At 54.2% G+C, this 23,209-nt stretch carries 20 protein-coding genes; 19 read left to right on the top strand and 1 reads right to left on the bottom strand.

Features of this window, described 5'->3' with window-relative positions:
• The first annotated feature begins 212 nt into the window (after window positions 1–212).
• The 19 genes from serC (at window position 213) to C2E19_RS21220 (ending at window position 22,607) form a co-directional block, all read left to right on the top strand.
• The gene (gene serC, locus C2E19_RS21310) at window positions 213–1,298 is read left to right on the top strand and encodes a 3-phosphoserine/phosphohydroxythreonine transaminase (RefSeq protein ID WP_129394960.1); all 1,086 of its coding nucleotides are present in this window, start codon (window positions 213–215) and stop codon (window positions 1,296–1,298) included.
• Window positions 1,298–2,392 carry a prephenate dehydratase gene (gene pheA / locus C2E19_RS21305; RefSeq protein ID WP_007908404.1) on the top strand — a complete coding sequence of 365 codons (1,095 nt, stop codon included), beginning with the start codon at window positions 1,298–1,300 and terminating at the stop codon, window positions 2,390–2,392. Before serC ends, pheA begins: the two co-directional genes overlap by 1 nt.
• Window positions 2,393–2,405: 13 nt before the next feature.
• Window positions 2,406–3,518, top strand: a complete 1,113-nt coding sequence (hisC, locus tag C2E19_RS21300) for a histidinol-phosphate transaminase (RefSeq protein WP_129394959.1) — start codon at window positions 2,406–2,408, stop codon at window positions 3,516–3,518.
• Between the two features lie 28 nt (window positions 3,519–3,546).
• Entirely contained in the window at window positions 3,547–5,754 is a 2,208-nt protein-coding gene (locus tag C2E19_RS21295) for a bifunctional prephenate dehydrogenase/3-phosphoshikimate 1-carboxyvinyltransferase (protein WP_256661233.1), read from the top strand.
• Window positions 5,751–6,440, top strand: coding sequence for a (d)CMP kinase (gene cmk / locus C2E19_RS21290; protein ID WP_015093983.1), 690 nt, complete (start codon window positions 5,751–5,753; stop codon window positions 6,438–6,440). Before C2E19_RS21295 ends, cmk begins: the two co-directional genes overlap by 4 nt.
• A gap of 119 nt (window positions 6,441–6,559) precedes the next feature.
• The gene (rpsA, locus tag C2E19_RS21285; RefSeq protein WP_129394957.1) at window positions 6,560–8,248 is read left to right on the top strand and encodes a 30S ribosomal protein S1; all 1,689 of its coding nucleotides are present in this window, start codon (window positions 6,560–6,562) and stop codon (window positions 8,246–8,248) included.
• Window positions 8,249–8,463: 215 nt separating this feature from the next.
• On the top strand, window positions 8,464–8,742 hold the full coding sequence (locus tag C2E19_RS21280; RefSeq protein WP_129394956.1) for a hypothetical protein: 279 nt from the start codon (window positions 8,464–8,466) through the stop codon (window positions 8,740–8,742).
• Between the two features lie 152 nt (window positions 8,743–8,894).
• Window positions 8,895–9,191, top strand: a complete 297-nt coding sequence (gene ihfB / locus C2E19_RS21275) for an integration host factor subunit beta (protein ID WP_003189779.1) — start codon at window positions 8,895–8,897, stop codon at window positions 9,189–9,191.
• A gap of 30 nt (window positions 9,192–9,221) precedes the next feature.
• Window positions 9,222–9,461 carry a lipopolysaccharide assembly protein LapA domain-containing protein gene (locus C2E19_RS21270; protein WP_129394955.1) on the top strand — a complete coding sequence of 80 codons (240 nt, stop codon included), beginning with the start codon at window positions 9,222–9,224 and terminating at the stop codon, window positions 9,459–9,461.
• A gap of 224 nt (window positions 9,462–9,685) precedes the next feature.
• Window positions 9,686–10,762, top strand: a complete 1,077-nt coding sequence (rfbB, locus tag C2E19_RS21265) for a dTDP-glucose 4,6-dehydratase (protein ID WP_174823945.1) — start codon at window positions 9,686–9,688, stop codon at window positions 10,760–10,762.
• The gene (gene rfbD / locus C2E19_RS21260; protein ID WP_129394953.1) at window positions 10,759–11,652 is read left to right on the top strand and encodes a dTDP-4-dehydrorhamnose reductase; all 894 of its coding nucleotides are present in this window, start codon (window positions 10,759–10,761) and stop codon (window positions 11,650–11,652) included. The genes rfbB and rfbD overlap by 4 nt, the downstream gene beginning before the upstream one ends.
• Window positions 11,649–12,539 (top strand): glucose-1-phosphate thymidylyltransferase RfbA, encoded by an 891-nt coding sequence (rfbA, locus tag C2E19_RS21255; RefSeq protein WP_129394952.1) that lies wholly within the window; start codon window positions 11,649–11,651, stop codon window positions 12,537–12,539. Before rfbD ends, rfbA begins: the two co-directional genes overlap by 4 nt.
• A gap of 52 nt (window positions 12,540–12,591) precedes the next feature.
• Entirely contained in the window at window positions 12,592–13,515 is a 924-nt protein-coding gene (locus C2E19_RS21250; protein WP_129394951.1) for a glycosyltransferase, read from the top strand.
• Window positions 13,512–14,474 carry an SDR family oxidoreductase gene (locus tag C2E19_RS21245; protein ID WP_129394950.1) on the top strand — a complete coding sequence of 321 codons (963 nt, stop codon included), beginning with the start codon at window positions 13,512–13,514 and terminating at the stop codon, window positions 14,472–14,474. Before C2E19_RS21250 ends, C2E19_RS21245 begins: the two co-directional genes overlap by 4 nt.
• Window positions 14,471–15,493: a glycosyltransferase family 4 protein gene (locus C2E19_RS21240; RefSeq protein ID WP_129394949.1), complete on the top strand. Its 1,023-nt coding sequence runs from the start codon at window positions 14,471–14,473 to the stop codon at window positions 15,491–15,493. Before C2E19_RS21245 ends, C2E19_RS21240 begins: the two co-directional genes overlap by 4 nt.
• Window positions 15,494–15,762: 269 nt before the next feature.
• Complete coding sequence (locus C2E19_RS21235; protein ID WP_129394948.1) at window positions 15,763–16,860, top strand: acyltransferase; 1,098 nt, start codon at window positions 15,763–15,765, stop codon at window positions 16,858–16,860.
• A gap of 75 nt (window positions 16,861–16,935) precedes the next feature.
• Window positions 16,936–17,754, top strand: coding sequence for an ABC transporter permease (locus C2E19_RS21230; protein WP_129394947.1), 819 nt, complete (start codon window positions 16,936–16,938; stop codon window positions 17,752–17,754).
• Window positions 17,744–19,096: an ABC transporter ATP-binding protein gene (locus C2E19_RS21225; RefSeq protein WP_129394946.1), complete on the top strand. Its 1,353-nt coding sequence runs from the start codon at window positions 17,744–17,746 to the stop codon at window positions 19,094–19,096. The genes C2E19_RS21230 and C2E19_RS21225 overlap by 11 nt, the downstream gene beginning before the upstream one ends.
• Window positions 19,089–22,607: a glycosyltransferase family 2 protein gene (locus C2E19_RS21220; RefSeq protein WP_129394945.1), complete on the top strand. Its 3,519-nt coding sequence runs from the start codon at window positions 19,089–19,091 to the stop codon at window positions 22,605–22,607. Before C2E19_RS21225 ends, C2E19_RS21220 begins: the two co-directional genes overlap by 8 nt.
• Window positions 22,608–22,812: 205 nt before the next feature.
• On the opposite strand, the gene C2E19_RS21215 is transcribed toward C2E19_RS21220, so the two are convergent.
• Entirely contained in the window at window positions 22,813–23,208 is a 396-nt protein-coding gene (locus C2E19_RS21215; RefSeq protein ID WP_256661232.1) for a GtrA family protein, read from the bottom strand.
• Between the last annotated feature and the right edge of the window lies 1 nt (window position 23,209).

The following is a 23,209-nucleotide window of genomic DNA, read 5'->3' as shown; positions in this document are numbered from 1 at the left end:
GATGAAAATTCGCCCCCTTATTATTTGTCCGGTATGAAATTTCGACATCATGGAGATCCCCTGTGGGAGCGAGTCTGCTCGCGAATGCAGACGCTGCGGTACCTCTGACGCACCGCGGTGATGCATTCGCGAGCAGGCTCGCTCCCACAGGACCGTGTTGATCGGTAGTGTGATTTATTGCGTGATACCACCAAATCAGAGCGAGATTGGATGTGAGCAAGCGAGCCTATAACTTCTGCGCCGGTCCTGCGGCGCTTCCTGAAGCTGTCCTGCAACGCGCCCAAGGTGAACTCCTTGATTGGCACGGCAAGGGCCTTTCGGTCATGGAAATGAGCCATCGCAGCGATGAGTTCGTGTCCATCGCCACCCAGGCTGAGCAGGATCTGCGTGACCTGCTGAATATCCCGTCGAACTACAAAGTGCTGTTTCTGCAAGGTGGCGCCAGCCAGCAATTCGCGCAGATTCCACTGAACCTGCTGCCTGAAGGCGGCTCGGCCGACTATATCGACACCGGTATCTGGTCGCAGAAAGCCATCGAAGAAGCTTCGCGTTACGGTCACGTCAACGTTGCCGCCACCGCCAAGCCTTACGACTATTTCGCCATCCCGGGCCAGAACGAGTGGAACCTGTCGAAAGACGCTGCTTACGTTCACTACGCGCCGAACGAAACCATCGGCGGTCTGGAATTCCAGTGGATCCCGGAAACCGGTGACGTGCCGCTGGTGGCTGACATGTCTTCGGACATTCTGTCGCGCCCGGTCGACATTTCGCGTTTCGGCATGATCTACGCCGGCGCGCAAAAGAACATCGGACCGAGCGGCATCGTCGTCAACATCATCCGTGAAGACCTGCTCGGCAAGGCGCGCGCGCTGTGCCCGACCATGCTCGACTACAAAGTCGCCGCAGATAACGGCTCGATGTACAACACCCCGCCGACCCTGGCCTGGTACCTGTCCGGTCTGGTGTTCCAGTGGCTGAAAGAGCAGGGCGGCGTTGATGCGATCGCCAGGCTCAACGACGTCAAGCAGCGCACGCTGTATGACTTCATCGACGCCAGCGGCCTCTACAGCAACCCGATCAACAAGTCGGACCGCTCGTGGATGAACGTGCCGTTCCGTCTGGCTGACGATCGTCTCGACAAGCCGTTCCTCGTCGGTGCCGAAGCGCGCGGCTTGCTCAATCTCAAGGGCCACCGCTCCGTGGGCGGCATGCGCGCCTCCATCTACAACGCTGTCGACATCACCGCGGTCAACGCGCTGGTGGCGTACATGGCTGAATTCGAGAAGGAACACGGCTGATGTCCGAGCAAGAACTCAAGGCACTGCGCGTTCGCATTGACGCTCTGGACACCAAAGTCATGGAGCTGATCAGTGAGCGTGCGCGTTGCGCCCAGGAAGTCGCGCGAGTAAAGATGGCCTCGCTGGCCGAAGGCGAAGTGCCGGTGTTCTATCGTCCTGAGCGTGAGGCTCAGGTGCTCAAGCGTGTGATGGAGCGTAATCAGGGGCCGCTGGGCAACGAAGAGATGGCGCGGTTGTTCCGCGAAATCATGTCGTCGTGCCTGGCGCTCGAGCAGCCGCTGAAAGTGGCTTACCTTGGCCCTGAAGGCACCTTCACCCAAGCGGCGGCCATGAAACACTTCGGTCACGCGGTGATCAGCAAGCCGATGGCGGCGATCGACGAAGTGTTCCGTGAAGTGGCGGCCGGTGCGGTGAATTTTGGCGTGGTGCCGGTGGAAAACTCCACCGAAGGCGCGGTCAACCACACGCTCGACAGCTTCCTCGAACACGACATGGTCATCTGTGGCGAAGTCGAGTTGCGCATTCACCATCACTTGTTGGTCGGTGAAAACACCAAGACCGACAGCATCAGCCGCATCTATTCCCACGCGCAGTCGCTGGCCCAGTGCCGCAAGTGGCTGGACGCGCATTACCCGAATGTTGAGCGCGTGGCGGTATCGAGCAACGCCGAAGCGGCCAAGCGGGTCAAAGGCGAGTGGAATTCGGCGGCGATTGCCGGCGACATGGCGGCCGGGCTGTATGGCCTGACCCGTCTGGCGGAGAAGATCGAAGACCGTCCGGACAACTCGACGCGCTTCCTGATGATCGGTAACCAGGAAGTGCCGCCGACCGGCGACGACAAGACGTCGATCATCGTGTCGATGAGCAACAAGCCCGGCGCGCTCCATGAGCTGCTGGTGCCGTTCCACGACAACGGGATCGACCTGACCCGTATCGAAACGCGTCCGTCGCGCAGCGGCAAATGGACCTACGTGTTCTTCATCGACTTTGTCGGCCATCACCGTGATCCGTTGATCAAAGGTGTGCTGGAAAAGATCAGTCAGGAAGCAGTAGCACTCAAAGTGCTGGGTTCCTACCCGAAAGCAGTTCTCTAAGGGGTGGTAGCAAATGAGTGGCAATTTCCTCGCTCTGGCACAGCCGGGCGTGCAACAACTTTCGCCGTACGTTCCAGGCAAACCTGTGGACGAACTGGCGCGTGAGCTGGATCTGGATCCGGCAAAAATCGTCAAACTGGCCAGCAACGAAAACCCGTTGGGCGCCAGTCCGAAAGCCTTGGCGGCGATCCGTGAAGAGCTGGCCGAGCTGACCCGTTATCCGGATGGCAATGGTTTTGCGCTGAAATCCTTGCTCGCCGAGCAATGCCTCGTTGACCTGAACCAGGTGACGCTGGGCAACGGTTCCAACGACATTCTCGAGCTGGTCGCGCGTGCCTATCTGGCGCCGGGCCTCAATGCGGTTTTCAGCGAGCACGCGTTCGCGGTGTATCCGATTGCTACTCAGGCGGTCGGTGCGCAAGCCAAGGTCGTGCCGGCCAAGGATTGGGGGCATGACCTGCCAGCCATGCTCGCGGCCATCGATGCCAACACCCGCGTAGTGTTTATCGCCAACCCGAACAACCCGACCGGTACCTGGTTCGGCGCCGAAGCGCTGGACGAGTTCCTGCAAGATGTTCCCGAGCACGTGCTGGTGGTGCTGGACGAGGCGTATATCGAATACGCCGAAGGCAGCGATCTGCCGGATGGTCTGGATTTCCTCGCGGCTTACCCGAACCTGCTGGTCTCGCGCACCTTCTCCAAGGCCTACGGCCTGGCGGCATTGCGCGTTGGCTACGGCCTGTCGACTCCGGTTGTTGCTGACGTGCTGAACCGCGTTCGCCAGCCGTTCAACGTCAACAGCCTCGCGTTGGCAGCAGCCTGCGCAGCGCTGAAAGACGAGGAGTATCTGGCGCAAAGCCGTCAGCTCAACGAGTCGGGCATGCAGCAGTTGCAAGCCGGTTTCCTTGAGCTGGGTCTGAGCTGGATCGAGTCCAAAGGCAACTTCATCTGCGTCGATCTCGCTCAAGTTGCGGCTCCGGTATTCCAGGGCTTGCTGCGCGAAGGCGTGATCGTGCGCCCGGTGGCCAATTACGGCATGCCGAACCACCTGCGGGTGACCATCGGTCTGCCGGCGGAAAACAGCCGTTTCCTTGAAGCGCTGCGCAAGGTTCTGGCTCGTGGGTGATGTCACTGCACTGCAATCTGCTGCACCTATGATCGGGCGCCTTGTGGTAGTCGGTCTGGGATTGATCGGTGGTTCGTTTGCCAAAGGCTTGCGTGAAAGCGGTGTGTGCCGCGAAGTGGTCGGGGTCGATCTCGATCCGCAATCGCGCAAGCTGGCGGTCGAGTTGGGTGTCGTCGACCGTTGTGAGGATGACTTGGCGGCTGCCTGTCAGGGCGCTGATGTGATTCAACTGGCGGTGCCGATCCTGGCCATGGAGAAAGTGCTCGCGCGGTTGGCGAGCATGGATCTCGGGCAGGCGATTCTGACCGACGTCGGCAGCGCCAAAGGCAACGTGGTGCGCGCGGCAACCGCAGCGTTCGGCGCTATGCCGCCGCGTTTCGTGCCGGGCCATCCGATTGCCGGTTCCGAGCAGAGCGGGGTAGAAGCCTCCAATGCTGAACTGTTCCGTCGTCACAAAGTGATTCTCACGCCGCTTGAGCAAACCGATCCGGCCGCGTTGGCGGTGGTCGATCGTCTGTGGCGCGAATTGGGCGCTGACGTCGAGCACATGCAGGTCGAGCGTCATGATGAAGTGTTGGCTGCAACCAGTCATCTGCCGCATCTGTTGGCTTTTGGTCTGGTCGATTCGTTGGCCAAGCGCAATGAAAATCTTGAGATCTTCCGTTACGCTGCGGGCGGTTTCCGCGATTTCACAAGAATCGCCGGAAGCGACCCGGTGATGTGGCACGACATCTTCCTCGCCAACCGCGAGGCTGTCCTGCGCACACTCGATACATTTCGCAGCGACCTCGACGCCTTGCGCGACGCGGTCGATGCAGGGGATGGGCACCAATTGTTGGGCGTTTTCACTCGCGCCCGGGTTGCCCGCGAGCATTTCAGTAAAATCCTGGCCCGCAGGGCCTATGTGGACGCTATGAATTCCAACGATCTGATCTTCCTGGCTCAACCTGGTGGCCGCCTGTCCGGTCGGATTCGCGTACCGGGCGACAAATCCATTTCCCACCGTTCGATCATGCTCGGTTCGCTGGCCGAAGGCGTCACCGAAGTCGAAGGCTTCCTTGAGGGCGAAGACGCTCTGGCGACCTTGCAGGCGTTCCGCGACATGGGCGTGGTCATCGAAGGCCCGCACCACGGCCGCGTGACCATTCATGGTGTTGGCCTGCACGGCCTGAAACCTGCGCCTGGCCCGATCTATCTGGGCAACTCCGGTACTTCGATGCGTCTGCTGTCCGGCCTGCTGGCTGCGCAGAACTTCGATAGCACCTTGACCGGCGATGCGTCGCTGTCCAAGCGTCCGATGAATCGCGTGGCCAGTCCGTTGCGTGAAATGGGCGCCGTGATCGAAACCGCTGCCGAAGGTCGTCCGCCGATGATCATTCGTGGCGGGCACAAACTCAAAGGCCTGACTTACACCATGCCGATGGCCAGCGCTCAGGTGAAGTCCTGCCTGCTGCTGGCCGGTCTGTACGCTGAAGGCAAGACCGCCGTGACCGAGCCTGCGCCGACTCGCGACCACACTGAGCGTATGTTGCGCGGTTTTGGCTACCCGGTGAGCGTTGAAGGCGCTACGGCTTCAGTTGAATCCGGCGGCAAACTGACCGCAACCCACATTGAAGTACCGGGCGACATCTCGTCGTCGGCGTTCTTCCTGGTCGCGGCATCGATCGCTGAAGGTTCGGAGTTGGTGCTTGAGCACGTTGGCATCAACCCGACCCGTACTGGCGTGATCGACATCCTGCGTCTGATGGGCGCGGACATCACCCTGGAAAACCAGCGTGAAGTCGGCGGCGAGCCAGTGGCTGACCTGCGCGTACGAGCAGCTAAACTCAAAGGTATCGAGATTCCCGAGGCGTTGGTTCCACTGGCCATCGATGAATTCCCGGTGCTGTTCGTCGCTGCTGCCTGTGCCGAAGGACGCACCGTGCTGACCGGCGCCGAAGAGCTGCGGGTCAAGGAGTCGGATCGTATCCAGGTGATGGCGGACGGTCTGCTGGCGCTGGGCGTCAAATGCCAGCCGACCCCGGACGGCATCATCATCGACGGCGGCCAGATCGGCGGCGGCGAAGTACATGGTCATGGCGATCACCGCATCGCGATGGCCTTCAGCGTGGCATCGTTGCGCGCTAGTGCACCGATCCGCATCCATGATTGCGCCAACGTCGCGACGTCGTTCCCGAACTTCCTCGCGCTGTGCGGGCAGGTCGGTATTCGTGTGGCACAAGAGGCTCAGTCGTGAAGAACATTGCACCGGTCATCACCATTGATGGGCCAAGCGGCTCGGGCAAAGGCACCGTAGCCGGGATTCTGGCCAAGCGTCTGGGCTGGAACCTGCTGGATTCCGGTGCGCTCTACCGTTTGCTGGCGTTTGCTGCACACAATCATGGTGTCGACCTGACCAATGAAGAGTTATTGAAAAAACTCGCCGCTCATCTGGATGTTCAGTTCATTGCAGCGACCGATGGTCAGTTGCAGCGGATCATTCTGGAAGGCGATGAAGTCAGCGACGTCATTCGTACCGAAAGCGTCGGTTCCGGTGCTTCGCAAGTGGCTGCATTGCCCGCCGTGCGCGAGGCGCTGCTGCAACGCCAGCGTGCATTCCAGGAAGCGCCGGGGCTGGTAGCGGACGGTCGCGACATGGGTACGGTGGTGTTTCCCGATGCGCCGCTGAAGATTTTCCTGACCGCCAGTGCCGAGGAGAGGGCTCGCCGTCGATATTTGCAGTTGAAGGGCAAAGTCGAGGGTGTTAGTCTGTCGAGTCTGCTAGATGAGATCCGTGCACGCGATGAGCGTGATACCCAGCGAGCGGTAGCCCCGCTTAAGCCGGCGGCTGACGCCATACAGCTGGATTCCACGGAGTTGTCCATCGATCAGGTGCTTGAACGCATCATGAGCGAGATCGCCATTCGCGATATCGCCGGATGACCAAGAAGGCTACAGGGGACCAGTCATAGTCCTGCAGCGCTTCTTTTATATGAAACTAACCCACACCGTCTGGGGTGTGGAGATGGGCGTATCCTTCGCCCTCATTTACAGGAATTAAAATGAGCGAAAGCTTTGCGGAACTCTTTGAAGAAAGCCTAAAAACCCTGAACCTTCAGGCAGGCTCCATCATCACCGGTGTTATCGTTGATATCGATTACCAAGCTCGCTGGGTAACCGTTCACGCTGGCCTGAAGTCTGAAGCACTCATCCCGCTTGAGCAGTTCTACAACGACGCTGGCGATCTGACTATCAATGTCGGTGACGAAGTTCACGTTGCTCTGGACTCGGTTGAAGACGGTTTCGGTGAAACCAAGCTGTCCCGTGAAAAAGCCAAGCGCGCTGAGTGCTGGATCGTTCTGGAAGCAGCCTTCGCAGCTGAGGAAGTGGTCAAGGGCGTTATCAACGGTAAGGTTAAAGGCGGCTTCACTGTCGACGTTAACGGCATCCGTGCGTTCCTGCCAGGTTCCCTGGTTGACGTCCGTCCAGTGCGCGACACCACGCACCTGGAAGGCAAAGAGCTGGAATTCAAGGTCATCAAGCTGGACCAGAAGCGCAACAACGTTGTCGTTTCCCGTCGCAGCGTCCTGGAAGCCGAGAACTCCGCCGAGCGTGAAGCTCTGCTGGAATCCCTGCAGGAAGGCCAGCAAGTCAAAGGTATCGTCAAAAACCTCACCGATTACGGCGCATTCGTCGATCTGGGTGGCGTGGACGGCCTGCTGCACATCACCGACATGGCCTGGAAGCGCATCAAGCATCCTTCCGAGATCGTCAACGTTGGTGACGAAATCGACGTCAAGGTTCTGAAATACGATCGCGAACGCAACCGTGTTTCCCTGGGCCTGAAGCAGCTGGGCGAAGATCCATGGGTTGCTATCAAAGCCCGTTACCCAGAAAGCACTCGCGTTACCGCTCGTGTAACCAACCTGACCGACTACGGCTGCTTCGCTGAGCTGGAAGAAGGCGTTGAAGGTCTGGTACACGTTTCGGAAATGGACTGGACCAACAAGAACATCCACCCTTCGAAAGTCGTACAAGTCGGCGACGAAGTGGAAGTTATGGTTCTGGACATCGACGAAGAGCGTCGTCGTATCTCCCTCGGCATCAAGCAGTGCAAATCTAACCCATGGGAAGATTTCTCTGGCCAGTTCAACAAGGGCGATAAAATCTCCGGCACCATCAAGTCGATCACCGATTTCGGTATCTTCATTGGTCTGGACGGCGGCATCGACGGTCTGGTTCACCTGTCCGACATCTCCTGGAACGAAGTTGGCGAAGAAGCTGTTCGTCGTTTCAAGAAGGGCGACGAGCTGGACACCGTTATCCTGTCGGTTGACCCAGAGCGCGAGCGTATCTCCCTGGGTATCAAGCAACTGGAAAGCGATCCGTTCTCCGAGTACGTCTCGGTTAACGACAAAGGCGCAATCGTTACTGGCACCGTGAAAGAAGTTGACGCCAAAGGCGCCATCATCGTTCTGGCCGACGATATCGAAGCGACTCTGAAAGCCTCCGAAATCAGCCGTGACCGCGTTGAAGATGCGCGCAACGTTCTGAAAGAAGGCCAGCAAGTAGAAGCCAAGATCATCAGCGTTGATCGTAAGAGCCGCGTAATCCAGCTGTCGATCAAATCGAAAGACGATGCTGAAGAGAAAGAAGCTATCCAGAGCCTGAAAGAAAATGCTCCGGAAGGCGTTGCTGCCGATACCACTATGGCTGCACTGCTGCGTCAAGCAATGGCCAAACAGAACTGAGTTCTGCTTGATCATTAAAAAGGGCGACTTCGGTCGCCCTTTTTTGTGCCTGCAATTTGGCGAGCGGTGATTGGCATTTGTTGAATCAAGGGGTGTTGGTGAAACCAAACTATTTCCCGGGTTGTCTGTTTCTTTAATCGGATCAATCGCCTATTCGCGACTAAGCTTGATTTCAGGTATGTAGTCGTCGGGCTTTGCCTGGCATAAGGAAGTGGATGAACAAGTTTATTGTCCTCATTGCGGTACTGACATTGGCGGGCTGTACCACCAGCGCCAAGACCCATGTGGTGCGCGGTGTCAGTGGTGTAGAGATCGACTGTTCGGGATTGGGGTCGGGCTGGGAGAAGTGCCAAAGGCGTGCGGCGAAGGAATGTAAGGGTTCCGGCTATAAGGTGATTACACGGTCCGACAGCGCGAAGGATGAGGACGAGTATCCATTTGGCTTCAATCCTGCGGGGTATCTGACTCGCACCATGCTGGTGATGTGTCGTTGAGTTCGTGGTAAGTCGGTGTGGTGCCTGATGCTCTGAAAATGGGCGTTTTGACGCTGGTGAAGATATGTCAATCCCTGGGCTGTTCAAAATCTTCCGGGCGTGCTAAAACCTTTCAAGCGCTGATCTAGCTGCTTGAAAAAGAAGGGAAAAATATGACGAAGTCGGAGTTGATCGAACGAATTGTCACCCATCAAGGGCTGCTCTCATCCAAGGATGTGGAGCTGGCCATCAAGACCATGCTTGAACAAATGTCTCAATGTCTGGCCACCGGTGATCGTATCGAGATCCGTGGGTTTGGCAGTTTTTCTCTGCACTATCGCGCTCCGCGTGTCGGGCGCAATCCGAAAACCGGCCAGTCGGTCAGCCTTGACGGCAAATTTGTTCCACATTTCAAGCCGGGCAAAGAACTGCGTGATCGCGTAAACGAGGAAGAGGAGGAGGGCGTTTGATCCTCGCTGCTCACTATCAGGGAGATGCTCATGCGTAATCTCAAGCGCATACTTCTTGGCGTTTTTATTCTATTGCTGGTTTTGGCGATTCTTGCGTTTGTGCTTGAAAACCAGCAATCGGTTTCGTTGTTGTTTTTGGGTTGGGCAGGCCCTGAGCTTCCAGTGTCTCTGGTCGTGGTGCTGGCATTGCTGGTCGGTATGTTTATCGGCCCTATACTCAGCCTGTTTCTGGGGCGCTCGTCCAGAGCGGCACGCAAGCGTCTTGTCTGAAAACGACAAGTGCATGGCGTCTGTCGAAATTGCGCCTCTGCCTGTCTATATCCATTAGTAAAAGATTCATTAAGCTGTAAAATGCGTCCCTTGTTCGATAGTGGCCTATTCCCACTTCGATTCAGACTGACTCTGACGGAAGCCTCCGGTTGATGGCTTCTGCATTCATGGATTAGACAGTGCTCGTTGGTGTCACTGTCCGCAGCTCAAGGGTATGGTTTCGCGTGAAAATTCTAGTTACCGGCGGCGCCGGGTTCATCGGCTCGGCAGTCATCCGTCACATCATTTCCAATACCTCCGACGCCGTGATCAACGTCGACAAGCTGACGTATGCCGGTAACCTCGAGTCGCTGGCTGAAGTTAGCGGTGATTCGCGCTACGTGTTTGAGCGCGTTGATATCTGCGACCGTGATCAGGTCGATCGTGTTCTGCGTGAGCACCAGCCAGATGCCATCATGCACTTGGCCGCAGAGTCTCACGTCGATCGCTCGATTACCGGTCCTTCCGAGTTCATCCAGACCAACATCATCGGTACTTACACTCTGCTGGAAGCTGCACGTCATTATTGGGCTGCACTGGATGATGCGCGTAAAGCCAACTTCCGCTTCCATCATATTTCGACTGACGAAGTTTACGGAGACCTCGAAGGTCCGGAGGACCTCTTCACCGAAACCACGCCTTATCAGCCAAGCTCGCCTTATTCGGCCAGCAAGGCCAGCTCCGATCACCTCGTTCGCGCATGGGCCCGTACTTATGGCCTGCCGACGTTGGTCACCAACTGCTCGAACAACTACGGCCCTTGCCACTTCCCTGAGAAATTGATCCCGCTGATCATTCTCAATGCACTGGAAGGCAAGGCGCTGCCGGTGTATGGCAAAGGCAATCAGGTTCGTGACTGGTTGTATGTCGAAGACCACGCGCGTGCACTGTACAAAGTCGTCACCGAAGGTGTCGTTGGTGAGACGTACAACATTGGCGGTCATAACGAAAAGCAGAATATTGAAGTTGTGAACACGCTTTGCGCACTCCTCGATGAACTGCGTCCAGACTCCGCACATCGTCCGCACGCAAGCCTTATCACTTACGTGCAAGACCGCCCTGGTCACGACCAGCGCTACGCGATCGATGCAAGCAAGATTCAGCGCGAGCTGGGCTGGACTCCAGAAGAAACTTTCGAAACCGGCATCCGCAAGACCGTCGAATGGTATTTGAACAATACTGATTGGGTCGCTCATGTGAAGAGCGGCAGTTACCAACAGTGGATTGATCAAAATTATGCGGATCGCTCGAACAAGGCATGAAAATCCTCCTGCTGGGTAAGAACGGCCAAGTCGGCTGGGAGCTGCAACGCTCCCTGGCTCCGCTTGGCGAGCTGATTGCACTGGATCGCCATTTGGTTAATGGATTGTGTGGCGACTTGTCGAATCTTGATGGTCTGCGTTCGACGATCCGCCAGATAAAGCCTGATGTCATTATCAACGCAGCGGCTTACACTGCCGTTGACAAGGCCGAGTCAGAAGTCGAGTTGGCAGAGCGCGTCAATGCTCAGGCGAGCGGGGTTCTGGCTGAGGAAGGCGCTGCCCTTGGCGCCTGGTTGGTTCATTACTCGACAGACTATGTCTTCAGCGGACAAGGTGTGGTGCCCTGGCAGGAAACGGATAGCGTAGCGCCGGTCAACAAGTACGGTGCAACCAAACTGGCCGGCGAGCAGCTCATCACCGCGTCGGGTTGCAAGCATCTGATCTTTCGCACGAGTTGGGTCTATGGCGCACGAGGTAACAACTTCGCCAAGACTATGTTGCGTCTTGCCACGGATCGGGAAAGCTTGAACGTGATCGCCGATCAGATCGGTGCACCAACTGGTGCAGATCTGATTGCGGACGTTACCGCGCTGGCCATTCGCCAGGCCTTTCGGCACCCGGAATTATCGGGGTTGTATCACTTGGCAGCCAGCGGTGAGGTGTCATGGCACGGCTATGCAAGCCATGTGATCGCATTTGCCAAGGCCAATGGCGAACAGCTTGCCGTGCAGGCCGTGAATCCGATCGATACCACTGCTTATCCTACACCCGCACGTCGCCCACTGAATTCACGCTTGAATACTCAGAAGCTGCGCGACAATTTTTCTCTACACTTGCCGGATTGGCAAAGTGGTGTAACCCGAATGCTTAGGGAAGTTTTGAACAAATGACCACGACAAATCGTAAAGGCATCATCCTCGCTGGTGGCTCGGGTACGCGCCTGCACCCCTTGACCCTGGGTGTGTCGAAACAAATGTTGCCGATTTACGACAAACCGATGATTTTTTATCCGCTTTCGGTACTGATGCTGGCGGGAATGCGCGAAATATTGATCATTTCCACTCCGGATGATCTGCCGTGTTTCCGCAAGCTGCTTGGCGATGGCAGTCTGTACGGCATCAAGCTCACTTATGCCGAACAGCCTAGTCCGGATGGCCTGGCGCAAGCGTTCATCATTGGTGAAGATTTTATCGGTAAGGATCCATGCTGCCTGATCCTGGGTGACAACATCTTCTACGGTCAGCACTTCTCGGACAATTTGCGTTCTGCCAGCTCGCAGCAGCAGGGCGCTACCGTCTTTGGCTACCACGTCTCCGACCCGGAACGCTTTGGTGTCGTGGAGTTCGACCAGAACGGGCGAGCGCTGAGCATCGAAGAAAAGCCGTTGAAGCCAAAGTCCAACTATGCGGTAACAGGCCTGTATTTCTACGATAACGATGTTGTCGAGATCGCTAAGAACATCACGCCTTCGGAGCGTGGTGAGCTGGAAATTACCGACGTGAATCGTGCGTATCTCGAGCGCAAGACGCTCAACGTTGAAATGCTCGGCCGTGGTTTTGCCTGGCTGGATACCGGCACTCACGATTCATTGCTGGAGGCCAGTCACTTCGTTCATACCATCGAACAGCGTCAAGGCCTGAAAGTCGCCTGCCTGGAAGAGATTGCCTATCACAACGGCTGGATCACCGCCGCCGAACTGGAAGCTCAGGCAAATGCCCTGAAAAAAACCGGTTATGGACAGTATTTGCGTAAACTTCTGGACTTGAGCGCTCGCTGATTCGAGTGTTTTCTTTTGCCATTAGCGTAACCATCATGCAAACAGGAAAGGCATGCCAGTCAGATCTCCCAAGGTTGCAGTTTTGCTGGCTGCCTACAATGGAATGCAGTGGATCGAAGAGCAACTTGATTCGCTTATCAAGCAGTCGGGCGTCGACGTAGCTGTTTATATCAGCGTCGATCGCTCTACTGATGGTACGCAAGCCTGGTGTGCGGCTTACGCGGTCGACCATCCCTGTGTCACGCTGCTTCCAGATGCTGGGACGTTCGGCGGTGCATCACGCAATTTCTTTCGATTGATCCGTGATGTGGATTTTGAGCCTTACGATTTCGTAGCGTTTGCCGATCAGGACGATGTCTGGCACGTTGAAAAACTGCACCGCGCAATCACTGCGATTCAGGATCGTCAGGTTGAAGCGTACTCAAGCAACGTTACGGCTTTTTGGCCGAACGGCAAGACTTCCCTTCTGGACAAGGCGCAGTCCCAGGTCTCCTGGGACTTCCTGTTCGAGGCCGCCGGGCCGGGTTGTACTTATGTGTTCAACAAGCAATTTTCTCAAGCCCTGAAAACATCGATGGCCGATCATTGGCTGGAGTTGCAGAAAGTCACTCTGCACGATTGGTACTTCTATGCGTATGCCCGTAGCCATGGGTATCGTTGGTATATCGATCCGCTACCAACCATGGAATACCGTCAACACGAAAGCAATCAGGTTGGCGCTAATACCGGGCTGAGCTCGTTGGTTTCCCGCTACAAAACGATTCACGACGGCTGGTGGTTTGCCCAAGTACGCATGATTACCTTGCTGGTCGGGCTAGGCGACGATCCGTTTGTCAAAAGCTGGCTACAACTGCGACGTCGGCAATTGATGAAGTTGTCATTCAGTGCCTGGAAGTGTCGGCGCCGTGTCCGGGATAAAATCTTTTTCTTTTGCATTTGCTGGGCAGCCGCCTTGTTGGGGAATAAGCATTCATGAGCGCTCCGCGAGTATTGGTGACGGGCGCTAATGGCTTTGTCGGCGAAGCCGTGGTTTTCAGCTTATTGCTGAACAAGCGCTTTTCTCCGATTGCGGCCGCACGCGGCTCAACCCGGCTAAACGGATTATGTCCGGTTGTGTCTTTCGATCTCATTGATTCCGCATCCTTGCCTTCGCTTGCTGACGTAGACGTTGTTATCCATGCTGCGGCACGCGTGCACGTCATGAAAGAAACAGCCGCAGATGCATTGGCAGAGTTTCGCAAGATCAACGTTGAAGGCACTCTCAGGTTAGCGCGACACGCCGCCGACTCTGGCGTAACGCGCTTCATCTTCATAAGTTCAATCAAGGTCAATGGCGAAAGTACTGCTGAGGGGCAACCGTTCAAGGCAGATGACGCGCCAGCTCCGTCCGATGCCTATGGCGTATCCAAATACGAAGCTGAGGAAAGTTTGAAGCGTCTCAGTCGGGAAACCGGCATGGAGGTCGTGATCATTCGACCACCGTTGGTCTATGGGCCGGGCGTCAAAGCCAACTTTCTCAACATGATGCGTTGGCTGGACAGAGGAGTGCCGTTGCCACTGGGGTCGATCTCCAATCAACGAAGCTTTGTCGCCATTGGCAATCTGGTGGATCTGATCATCACTTGTATCAGCCACTCGGCAGCGGCGGGTCAAACTTTTCTGGTCAGCGATGGCGAGGACTTGTCAACGACTGGCCTATTGCGGCGCCTGGCGCGTGCGCTCGGTAAAAAGCCGTGGTTGTTGAAGTTTCCACAGGGGTTGTTGGTGGCCGTCGCGTCGATGCTGGGTAGACGTGCGTTCGCTCAGCGTATTTGCGGGTCGCTGCAAGTGGATATCCACAAGACTCGCGAGTTGTTGAGTTGGAAGCCACCCGTGAACTTGGATGACGCCATGCTTAAAACTGCGAGCCATTATTTTAAAGAGCAATCGAAATGATTTTTTGCTGGCAGATGCTCGGGGTATTCCTGGCTTCCTGGGTGTTGACCCTGATTTTGCGTCGATATGCATTGGCGAAAAGTCTGATGGATGTGCCGAATGAGCGCAGCTCCCATAGCGTTCCGACGCCGCGCGGAGGAGGGGTGGCAATTGTTGTCACCTTTCTTGCGGCTTTACCGTTGATGACTGTGTCGGGCCTGATGAGTCCGGCGTTGATGTATGCACTGTCAGGTGCTGGCATATTGGTTGCGGTGTTGGGTTTTGCCGATGATCACGGACATATCGCAGCACGTTGGCGGCTGTTGGGGCATTTTACCGCGGCCGCATGGGCGCTTTTCTGGCTTGGCGGCATGGCTCCCGTAGTTTTATTTGGCGCACCGATAGATCTCGGTATGGCAGGTACGGTACTGGCGCTGATTTACTTGGTCTGGATGCTCAATCTGTACAATTTCATGGACGGTATCGATGGAATTGCCAGTATTGAAGCGATTTGCGCGTGTGTCGGCGTCTGCCTGGTTTATGGATTGACGGGGCACATCGATTTCATCTGGGTCGCGCTGGCCCTGGCCGCCGCGGTCGGTGGTTTTTTATGCTGGAATTTTCCACCTGCCCGTATTTTTATGGGAGATGCTGGAAGCGGCTTCCTCGGGTTTGTGCTGGGAGTGCTCAGTCTGCACGCCGCATGGTCGGGGGCCGAGTTGCTTTGGAGTTGGGTGATTCTACTGGGCGTATTCATCGTTGATGCGACGTGGACACTGTGCCGACGTTTAATCAACGGTGACAAGGTCTATCAGGCTCACCGCAGTCACGCCTACCAATATGCATCTCGGCAATACCGCAGTCATAAGGCCGTGGTATTCGCCGTCATCGGCATTAACGTCGCGTGGCTGCTGCCACTGTCGATAGCAGTTGGAATGGGCCTCGTTCCCGCCTTCGTCGGCGTGGCAATCGCCTACTGTCCTCTGGTCGTGCTGGCCTGTCTGTATGGCGCGGGCAAGCGGGAAGAGGCGTCTGTATAGCCTCTCATGACGTGCGGGCGTTCAGCTTCGATCATCCAAGCGGTCAACGATTATCTCCCTCGTCACGCGTTCCACGAGCCAAGGGAAAGCGTGAGGATGGTGGATGGGTTCGGCAATGAAAGGTTGCAGATGATGATATGATTTGCAGCCGCCACCGGGAGAGCGGGGCGCCCGGGCTTGGGCTGGAAAGGCGCTCTGCAGGTTTCATTTACAGGTTATATACGCATGCTCTTCGATACATGCGAAGTTGATTGGCTCGGGAGCAGGAAATGCTGCATAAAGACAATAATTTAAATTTGTTACGGCTAATAGCCGCGTTGATGGTTCTTTATGCGCACTCTTTCATGTTCTATGGAAAACCGGCCGTCGGCTTTTTGGGGCTTAGTTCCTATGGCGGGCTTGGGATTGATATATTTTTTGTGATCAGCGGTTACCTGATTACGAAGAGCTGGGGTTCCAATCCGGCGCCTCGCAATTTTCTGATGAAGCGGGCGTTACGAATTTTTCCTGCGCTGATCGTTGTCGTATTGGTCAGTATGTTTGTGCTCGGACCGATTTTTTCGACGCTCAGTTTGAAAGAATATTTTCTACACCCGCTGTTTCCCGGTTACCTGAAGAACATCATTCTGAAGCCGGTATTTTATTTGCCGGGTGTATTTGAACAGTCAAAGGTGCCGGGCGCCGTGAATGGCTCGTTGTGGAGCCTGCCTGTTGAGTTCTTCATGTATCTGGTGATCATGGGGCTAGGCATGCTGTTCAAGGGTGGGCGTGTGGTCTATGCCGTAGCCGCAGCACTATTCGCAGCGGTAGTAGTGTTTTGGTGTTGGCGAGATGCGCCAATGGTGGTGATCTACGGCACCGATATCCGGCAAGTATTCCTGACCGGTATCTATTTCATGATCGGTGCCTGTTTTGCAAAATTTCGTCTAGAGCGCTGGTTTAGCCTGTCAGGTGTTTTTGTCATGCTGATGGCGACCATTTTGCTTGCGCCTTATCCCGAATTTACCAATTTCCTGCCATGGATTACCGTGCCCTACATCGTTTTGGCATATGGGTTGTCCAGTAGTTGGTTGGGCAGCTTTGTCAATAAAGTGGGTGACTGTTCCTACGGTGTCTACATCTATGCTTTCCCGGTACAGCAGATTGTCTTGCTTAAATATCCGGAAATTTCTTTCGGTACTTATCTGTTTACGACGATTTTGATTTCGTTGGCCTTGGGATATTGCTCTTGGCATTTGATTGAAAAAAGAGCTTTGAAATTCAAACCGAAAGAGCCGGCACGTTCAACCGATCAATCGCTCGTGGCTCGACAGGACACACAGCCTGTCGATGCTGAAAGTCAGGGTGTCGCGGGATCAAGAAATTGATACATCAGAAAGGTCATCACGTAGGGAAGATGTTATGAGTCGTTCAGGAATTTTTATTTGTAAGGTGTTTGCTTGATGCAAAATTTTTCAGCAAGTCCCAGGGAAATGATCGCAAGCCTCTGGCGGCATAGAAACCTGATCAAGTCGTTTGTACAGCGGGATGTTCTCGGTCGATATCGTGGCTCGTTCATGGGGATTCTTTGGTCCTTCCTGAACCCCTTGTTTATGCTCGTTGTGTATACGTTTGTGTTCAGCGTCATTTTCAAGGCGCGCTGGGGAACTGGCAGTGACTCGAAAACCGAGTTCGCCCTGATCCTGTTTGCCGGACTGATGGTCTTCAGCCTGTTTGCCGAATGCGTAAACCGTGCTCCCGGATTAATCCTCGGCAATCCGAATTATGTAAAAAAGGTCGTATTTCCTTTGGAGATTCTTCCATGGGTCAATTTGGGCTCTGCGCTTTTTCATGGCGCTATCAGCCTTACTGTCTGGATGCTGGCTTATGTCATCTTCTTTGGCATCCCGCATGCGACGGCATTGTTTTTGCCTCTGATCCTGCTCCCCTTGATCTTCTTCATCATGGGGCTGAGCTGGGCTTTGGCATCGTTGGGCGTATACCTGCGTGATGCCGCGCAGTTTGTCGGAATTGTCACTAGTACGCTGATGTTCCTTTCACCAATCTTCTATCCGGTCACCGCACTGCCTGAACGCTATCGCGGATTGCTTTATCTTAATCCGATGACACCTGTGATTGAGCAGGCTCGGGACGCTCTGTATTGGGGCAAGGCTCCGGACTTCGCCATGCTTGGGCTTTATTTGATCGTCACTGTATTCGTTGCATGGTTAGGCTTTGCCTGGTTCCAGAAGACGCGTAAGGGGTTTGCTGATGTCCTCTGAAATTTCTATAAAAGTCGAAAGTTTGAGTAAGTGCTATCAAATTTATGAACAACCTCGTGATCGTCTCAAGCAATTTGTGATGCCCCCTTTGCAGCGCGCCATGGGGCAAGCTGCGAAACAGTACTTCCGGGAGTTCTGGGCACTTAAAGACGTTTCGTTCGAAGTGAGAAAAGGCGAAACCGTCGGGATCATCGGCCGGAATGGCAGCGGCAAGTCGACACTTCTGCAAATGATCTGTGGCACGCTGCAACCGACCAGCGGCAGTGTGACGACTTCTGGCCGTATCGCGGCGCTGCTGGAACTCGGCTCTGGTTTCAACCCAGAGTTCAGCGGCCGCGAAAACGTCTACATGAACGCCGGCATTCTTGGCTTGAGTAAAAGTGAGATTGACGCACGATATGACGCGATTCTGGAGTTTGCAGAGATCGGCGAATTTATCGAACAGCCCGTCAAGACTTACTCAAGCGGCATGTATGTACGCCTGGCATTCGCAGTCATCGCCAACGTTGATGCCGATATTCTGGTCATCGACGAGGCGCTGGCCGTCGGCGACATATTCTTCACGCAAAAATGTATGCGTTTTCTCGCGGAATTCAAAAAGCGCGGAACAATCCTGTTCGTAACCCATGACACGAACAGTGTCATGAGTCTTTGTGAGCGTGCAGTCTGGTTGCAGGCTGGGGATCGCAAAGCGTATAGCGATTCGAAGACCGTCTGCCAATCCTACCTCGCCGAGTATTACGCTTCTTCTGGGTCAACCCAGGCAGTTGCGGAAACCAAAGTCCATGCAGTCCGGGCAGTTGAGGATTACCGAGATGTTCGTCAGGATTTTATCAACGCTTCGGTGATCAGAAACGACCTGGAAATTTTCAGGTTCTCCGACACCGGGGAAAAATTCGGCCTGAGCAAGGCCCATGTTGTTGATGTTTATCTTGGCAGTGAATCCGGTGCACCGATCTCATGGTTTGTTGGCGGAGAATTGGTTGCGCTTGTGGTTAAAATTCACGCAGAAATTGAGTTGGATCAACCGATTGTAGGTTTCCTGGTCAAGGATAAAAATGGCCAGCATTTGTTTGGTGACAACACTTACCTTACCTATGTCGATGACGCTGTAAGCGTCAGCAGTGGCAGTGACTTTGCTGCCACTTTTAAATTCAGAATGCCGATGATGCCCGCTGGCGACTACACAATCGGTGTAGCGATCGCAAATGGCACTCAGGATAATCACGTTATTCATAGTTGGGTTCACGACGCAATCGCCTTCAAGTCCCACAGCACAAGTGTGTCCACAGGATTGGTCGGGATTCCCATGATCGATATCGAGTTGCAGAAAAATGGATAAAAAGTACAATTTTTCGTATGAGCCTGTCAGTGTTTACGCCTGTGCAGTTGATCTTGTACGAAAATGCTCCGATGCCGGCGCCATACATATCGACTTGGGGTGCGGCTACGCGGCGATTGCTCGTCAGATCGAAAGTGGAGATGTCAGATACATAGGTTTTGATGCCAACCAGGAAAGCGTCAAAACCCTGCAAAACCATGGCATTGAAGCCTATGAGCTAGACCTGAGAGATCATGACGCGGTCGTCGCTCAGCTGGCTTCGCTTTGCGAAAAGTACCCGACTGTAACTATTTCCATTCTGGATGTTATTGAACATCTCGACTATGACTGTGTGCTACTGAGCCGTATCAAAGAGGCATTTTCCTCCGAACAGAAAGTTTCGTTGATAATCTCTGTTCCGAACTCCTCCCACATCGATGTCGCTATCAAGCTGTTGGCCGGTGATTACGATTATCTGGATACGGGTTTGCTAGATAAGACCCACACGGTTGTGTACACAGAGAAAAACTTGTCTGAGGTCACTCGAAAGAATGGCTGGAGAGAAGTCGCTGCTCGTGACTATCACCTTGAATTTAGTGAGCAATTTTCAAAGCAGTCCTCCGTTATCCTGAACAGAGACGTAGGGATTGGTGGGGACCTGAGAAAATTAAAGGCCATTCTTGACCCAGCCAGTGACGTATATCAATTTGTGCGCGCTTATGTGCCGGATGCTAGCGTTATCGTCGAATCTCAGGAAAGCGCTAGTTCAGTGGACGTTTCGGTTTCGCTGGTTATCCAGGAAGACGTTATTGAAGCGAAAGTTTCGGCGCTGTATGCCGCTCTGTCAGAGCTGACAAACAGTGCGTCAATCGTACTGGTGCTGCCTGAAAAATTTGTCGGGAAGTTTGACGGCGCTCTAGCTGTTTTCTTTTACATGGAAAACGGGCTGGAGCGCTTCATTGCGACATCGTTGAAAACCCGTTACTGGTCCTTTGTCAAAAATCCGCAAGAAGTGTGTGTCAATGCGCTCAGCGCCATGATTGATAACTTCGAGGATACCCGTGGAACCCCTCTCCTTGAATTGGTAGAGGCGGAGGACGTGGGTGATTTCAGTCAGTATCAGATGTTTGCCTCCTTCAGTACTCACGCCTCATGGCACGTCATGATTCCGGCTGATTACGCTGGGCGGTTTGGCGATTTTGCATTCTTGCACGGCGATGAGGGTTGGCAGGGTTTTGCGAGGCGCGCAGCCCTTGCCTGCGGAATAAGCCGTGTGGCCGTTGAATTCTCTACGGTTCAGCCAGTCTCGGCATTGCCCATGGATCGAGCGGCTGCATTCTCTCTGGTCTTTACCGATCCGGTGGCCAGCGCGTATATCGTTCGTTCCGATACGTGGGCAGGTGAGTTCTTTGCGGAATTGCAAAAGCTTTCCGAGCGAAACAGTGTGATTGAATTTGATAATCAAACTCTCGAGCGAGCCAATGCTGAATTGCAACTGCAGTTGAGCGATATTGATCAACAACTGAATGAGATTGTCATTAGCAAGTCCTGGACGTTGACCCGGCCTCTGCGCGGTTTTCGTCGTAAGTTATCAAGGGCAAAAGACCTCGCCCGTGCATTCGTGCGCAAGCCAAGACTGACACTGAGAGGTGTGGCGCGTGCCATTTACCTGAGAGTTCCTGGCCTGAAATTTGTCTGGTCTTTTTATTCCTACAGAAAAATGAGGCTTGCACAGATTATTCAGGACAAGACTTTCTCGGCTGATAATCTTCTGGCCTTGAATGCGCTGTCCAATAATCGTTTTATTGAAAATGGCCGTGTTGATGTATTAAAGAAGCTAGAAGATTTTCCTGAGATCGACGTCTCGGTCGTTGCTTATAATAGTGCTCGATGGGTCGCCAATTTCGTTGCCTCGCTAGAATCGCAAAACTATCCGCTTGCAAAGATTAACCTGCGGGTGGTTGATAACGGTTCTACCGACAATACGGTGGCTTTGTTCGAAGAGTACTTGAGTGCACAGGCAGGCAGATTCGCAAGTGCAGAAGTGATTCGTCAGCAAAACCTCGGTTTTGGTGCTGGACACGACCGCGCGATACAAAAAGGCACTGCAGAATTTTGCCTGATCGTAAATCTCGATCTCGAGTTTCTTCCTGAGTCTATCGTCAAGGCTGTTACTGCTGCGGTTAATGATCGCGGCACACCGGCGGCAAGTTGGGAATTTCGCCAGATCCCTTATGAGCATCCAAAGTATTACGACCCGGTTACGCTTGAAGTGAACTGGTCGTCTCACGCCTGTGTGCTGCTCAAGCGCGAAGCCTATTTGCGCTGCGGTGGTTACGACCATGCGATTTTCATGTATGGCGAAGACGTAGAACTTTCTTATCGGTTGCGCTCCTTTGGTTATTCGTTGAAGTACCTTCCGGGTGCAACAGTGCTTCATCACACTTATGAAGAGGCAGGAGAGATAAAGCCGCTGCAGTTTGCCGGAAGTGTGTTGGGTAACACATACATTCGACTCCGATACGGTTCGTTTTCCGACCGTTTCATTGCTTTCGTTCTGTACGCAGCCCTGTTTATATACCCGTCGCAATTTCCCGGTTCGAAGAAAATGCTGCGTCAGAATGTTCCGAAGTTGTTGAAGAACATTCCGCACTTTTTGAAGGGTAAGGGGCCTGCCCCGGTGAAGTTTCCGTTTCGCGGATATGACTATGAGCTGATAAGAGAAGGGGCATTCTGGTCCGCCGAAGCCGTTGCTGAATCAGCAGAAATTCCGAAAGTAACGGTTATTACGCGTACCTATAGAGGTCGTGGCATGTTTTTGAAGCAAGCCATGCAGAGTGTCTTCAATCAGACCTACCTGAACATTGAGCTACTGGTCGCGGAAGACGGCGGTGACACTCAGCGCGCCTTGGTAGACTCGGCGGCGGAAGCGGCTCCGGCACACGTTTCCGTGCGATTTCTGGCAAATGAAAAGATAGGCCGATCGGGTGTTGGTAACGCTGCAATGGCCAATGCGAGCGGTGCTTATTTCATGTTCCTGGATGACGATGATCTATTGTTTTCCGACCATGTTGAAACGTTGATGCAATGCCTCAATGCCGATACTTCAATCGACGCCGCCTACAGTTTGGCATTCGAGGTAACGACCCACGTCAATGAAGACAAAACGTCTTACGTTGAAGAGTTGTTCCATACCCCGGCTGTCTTTCGTCAGGAGTGGGATTATGAAGTGATGCAGCGCCACAACTTCATTCCGATTCAGTCCATTATTTTCAAGAAAGAGCTGTACTCGCGTTGGGGCGGATTTGATCTCGAACTGGACCAGCTCGAAGACTGGAGTCTGTGGTTGTGCTACGGCTTCGAAGGAAATTTCCATTACGTAGAAAAAACCACCTCATTGTTCCGTACACCGGCTGATCAGAACGTACGCGCCGAGCGCCATGCGTTGCTGCACGGCGCCTACGATATCGCTGTTGCAAGCGCTAGAGGCCGGATTGACGCTGTCGTGGGTAAGCCGCTGCAGCCTGTCTGATCTCCGTTGAGTATCGCGCTTGACTCACCGTTGAGCGCGTTACCCTGGAAAACTTTGGTGCGGGATACGCCGGCAGGATTTATTGCGATAAAGCCGCAGCAGCCGTCGCTGTCGATCTTCACCGACAAAAAAAGGAGCGGGCTCTAAGGGCCTGCTCCTTTTTTTGTGGGTGAAGATCAGTGATCAACTTTACGCGTGACCGGATTCAGGGTTCAGATCGTTTTGGGTTTGTGAAAACGAGCTTGCTCAATGTGTAGGTCAACGGCAGTGACAGAATGATTGCTGCCAGCGGTGCGAGAAATTCCGGTAGCGATAGAATCCTGACCCAAAACCAGACTACCAATAAGCCGAACAAGTATTGCGCGAGATAAATCAGAGGGAAAAAAACCACTGACTTTATGCCTTGGTGTTCTTTGAAGACGACGTAGCGACTTAGAAGAAACGCCAATAGGATCCCGCATACATAGCTGATCGAATAGCTGGTCGTGTAGGCAAAGAAGTTTAAGAGGATCAGATAAAGCCCGTAGGTGACGGCGGTGTTGAAGCCGCCAGTCAGCAGAAAACGGAGGAATTTTATCTCGCTCAGTTGTTTTAATTTCACC

The organism is Pseudomonas sp. DTU12.3 (assembly GCF_004124275.1).
In the GTDB taxonomy this organism is placed as follows: Bacteria; Pseudomonadota; Gammaproteobacteria; order Pseudomonadales; family Pseudomonadaceae; genus Aquipseudomonas; species Aquipseudomonas helmanticensis.
Note: the sequence above shows the minus strand (reverse complement) of the source record. Positions and strands in the feature narration are given on the sequence as shown.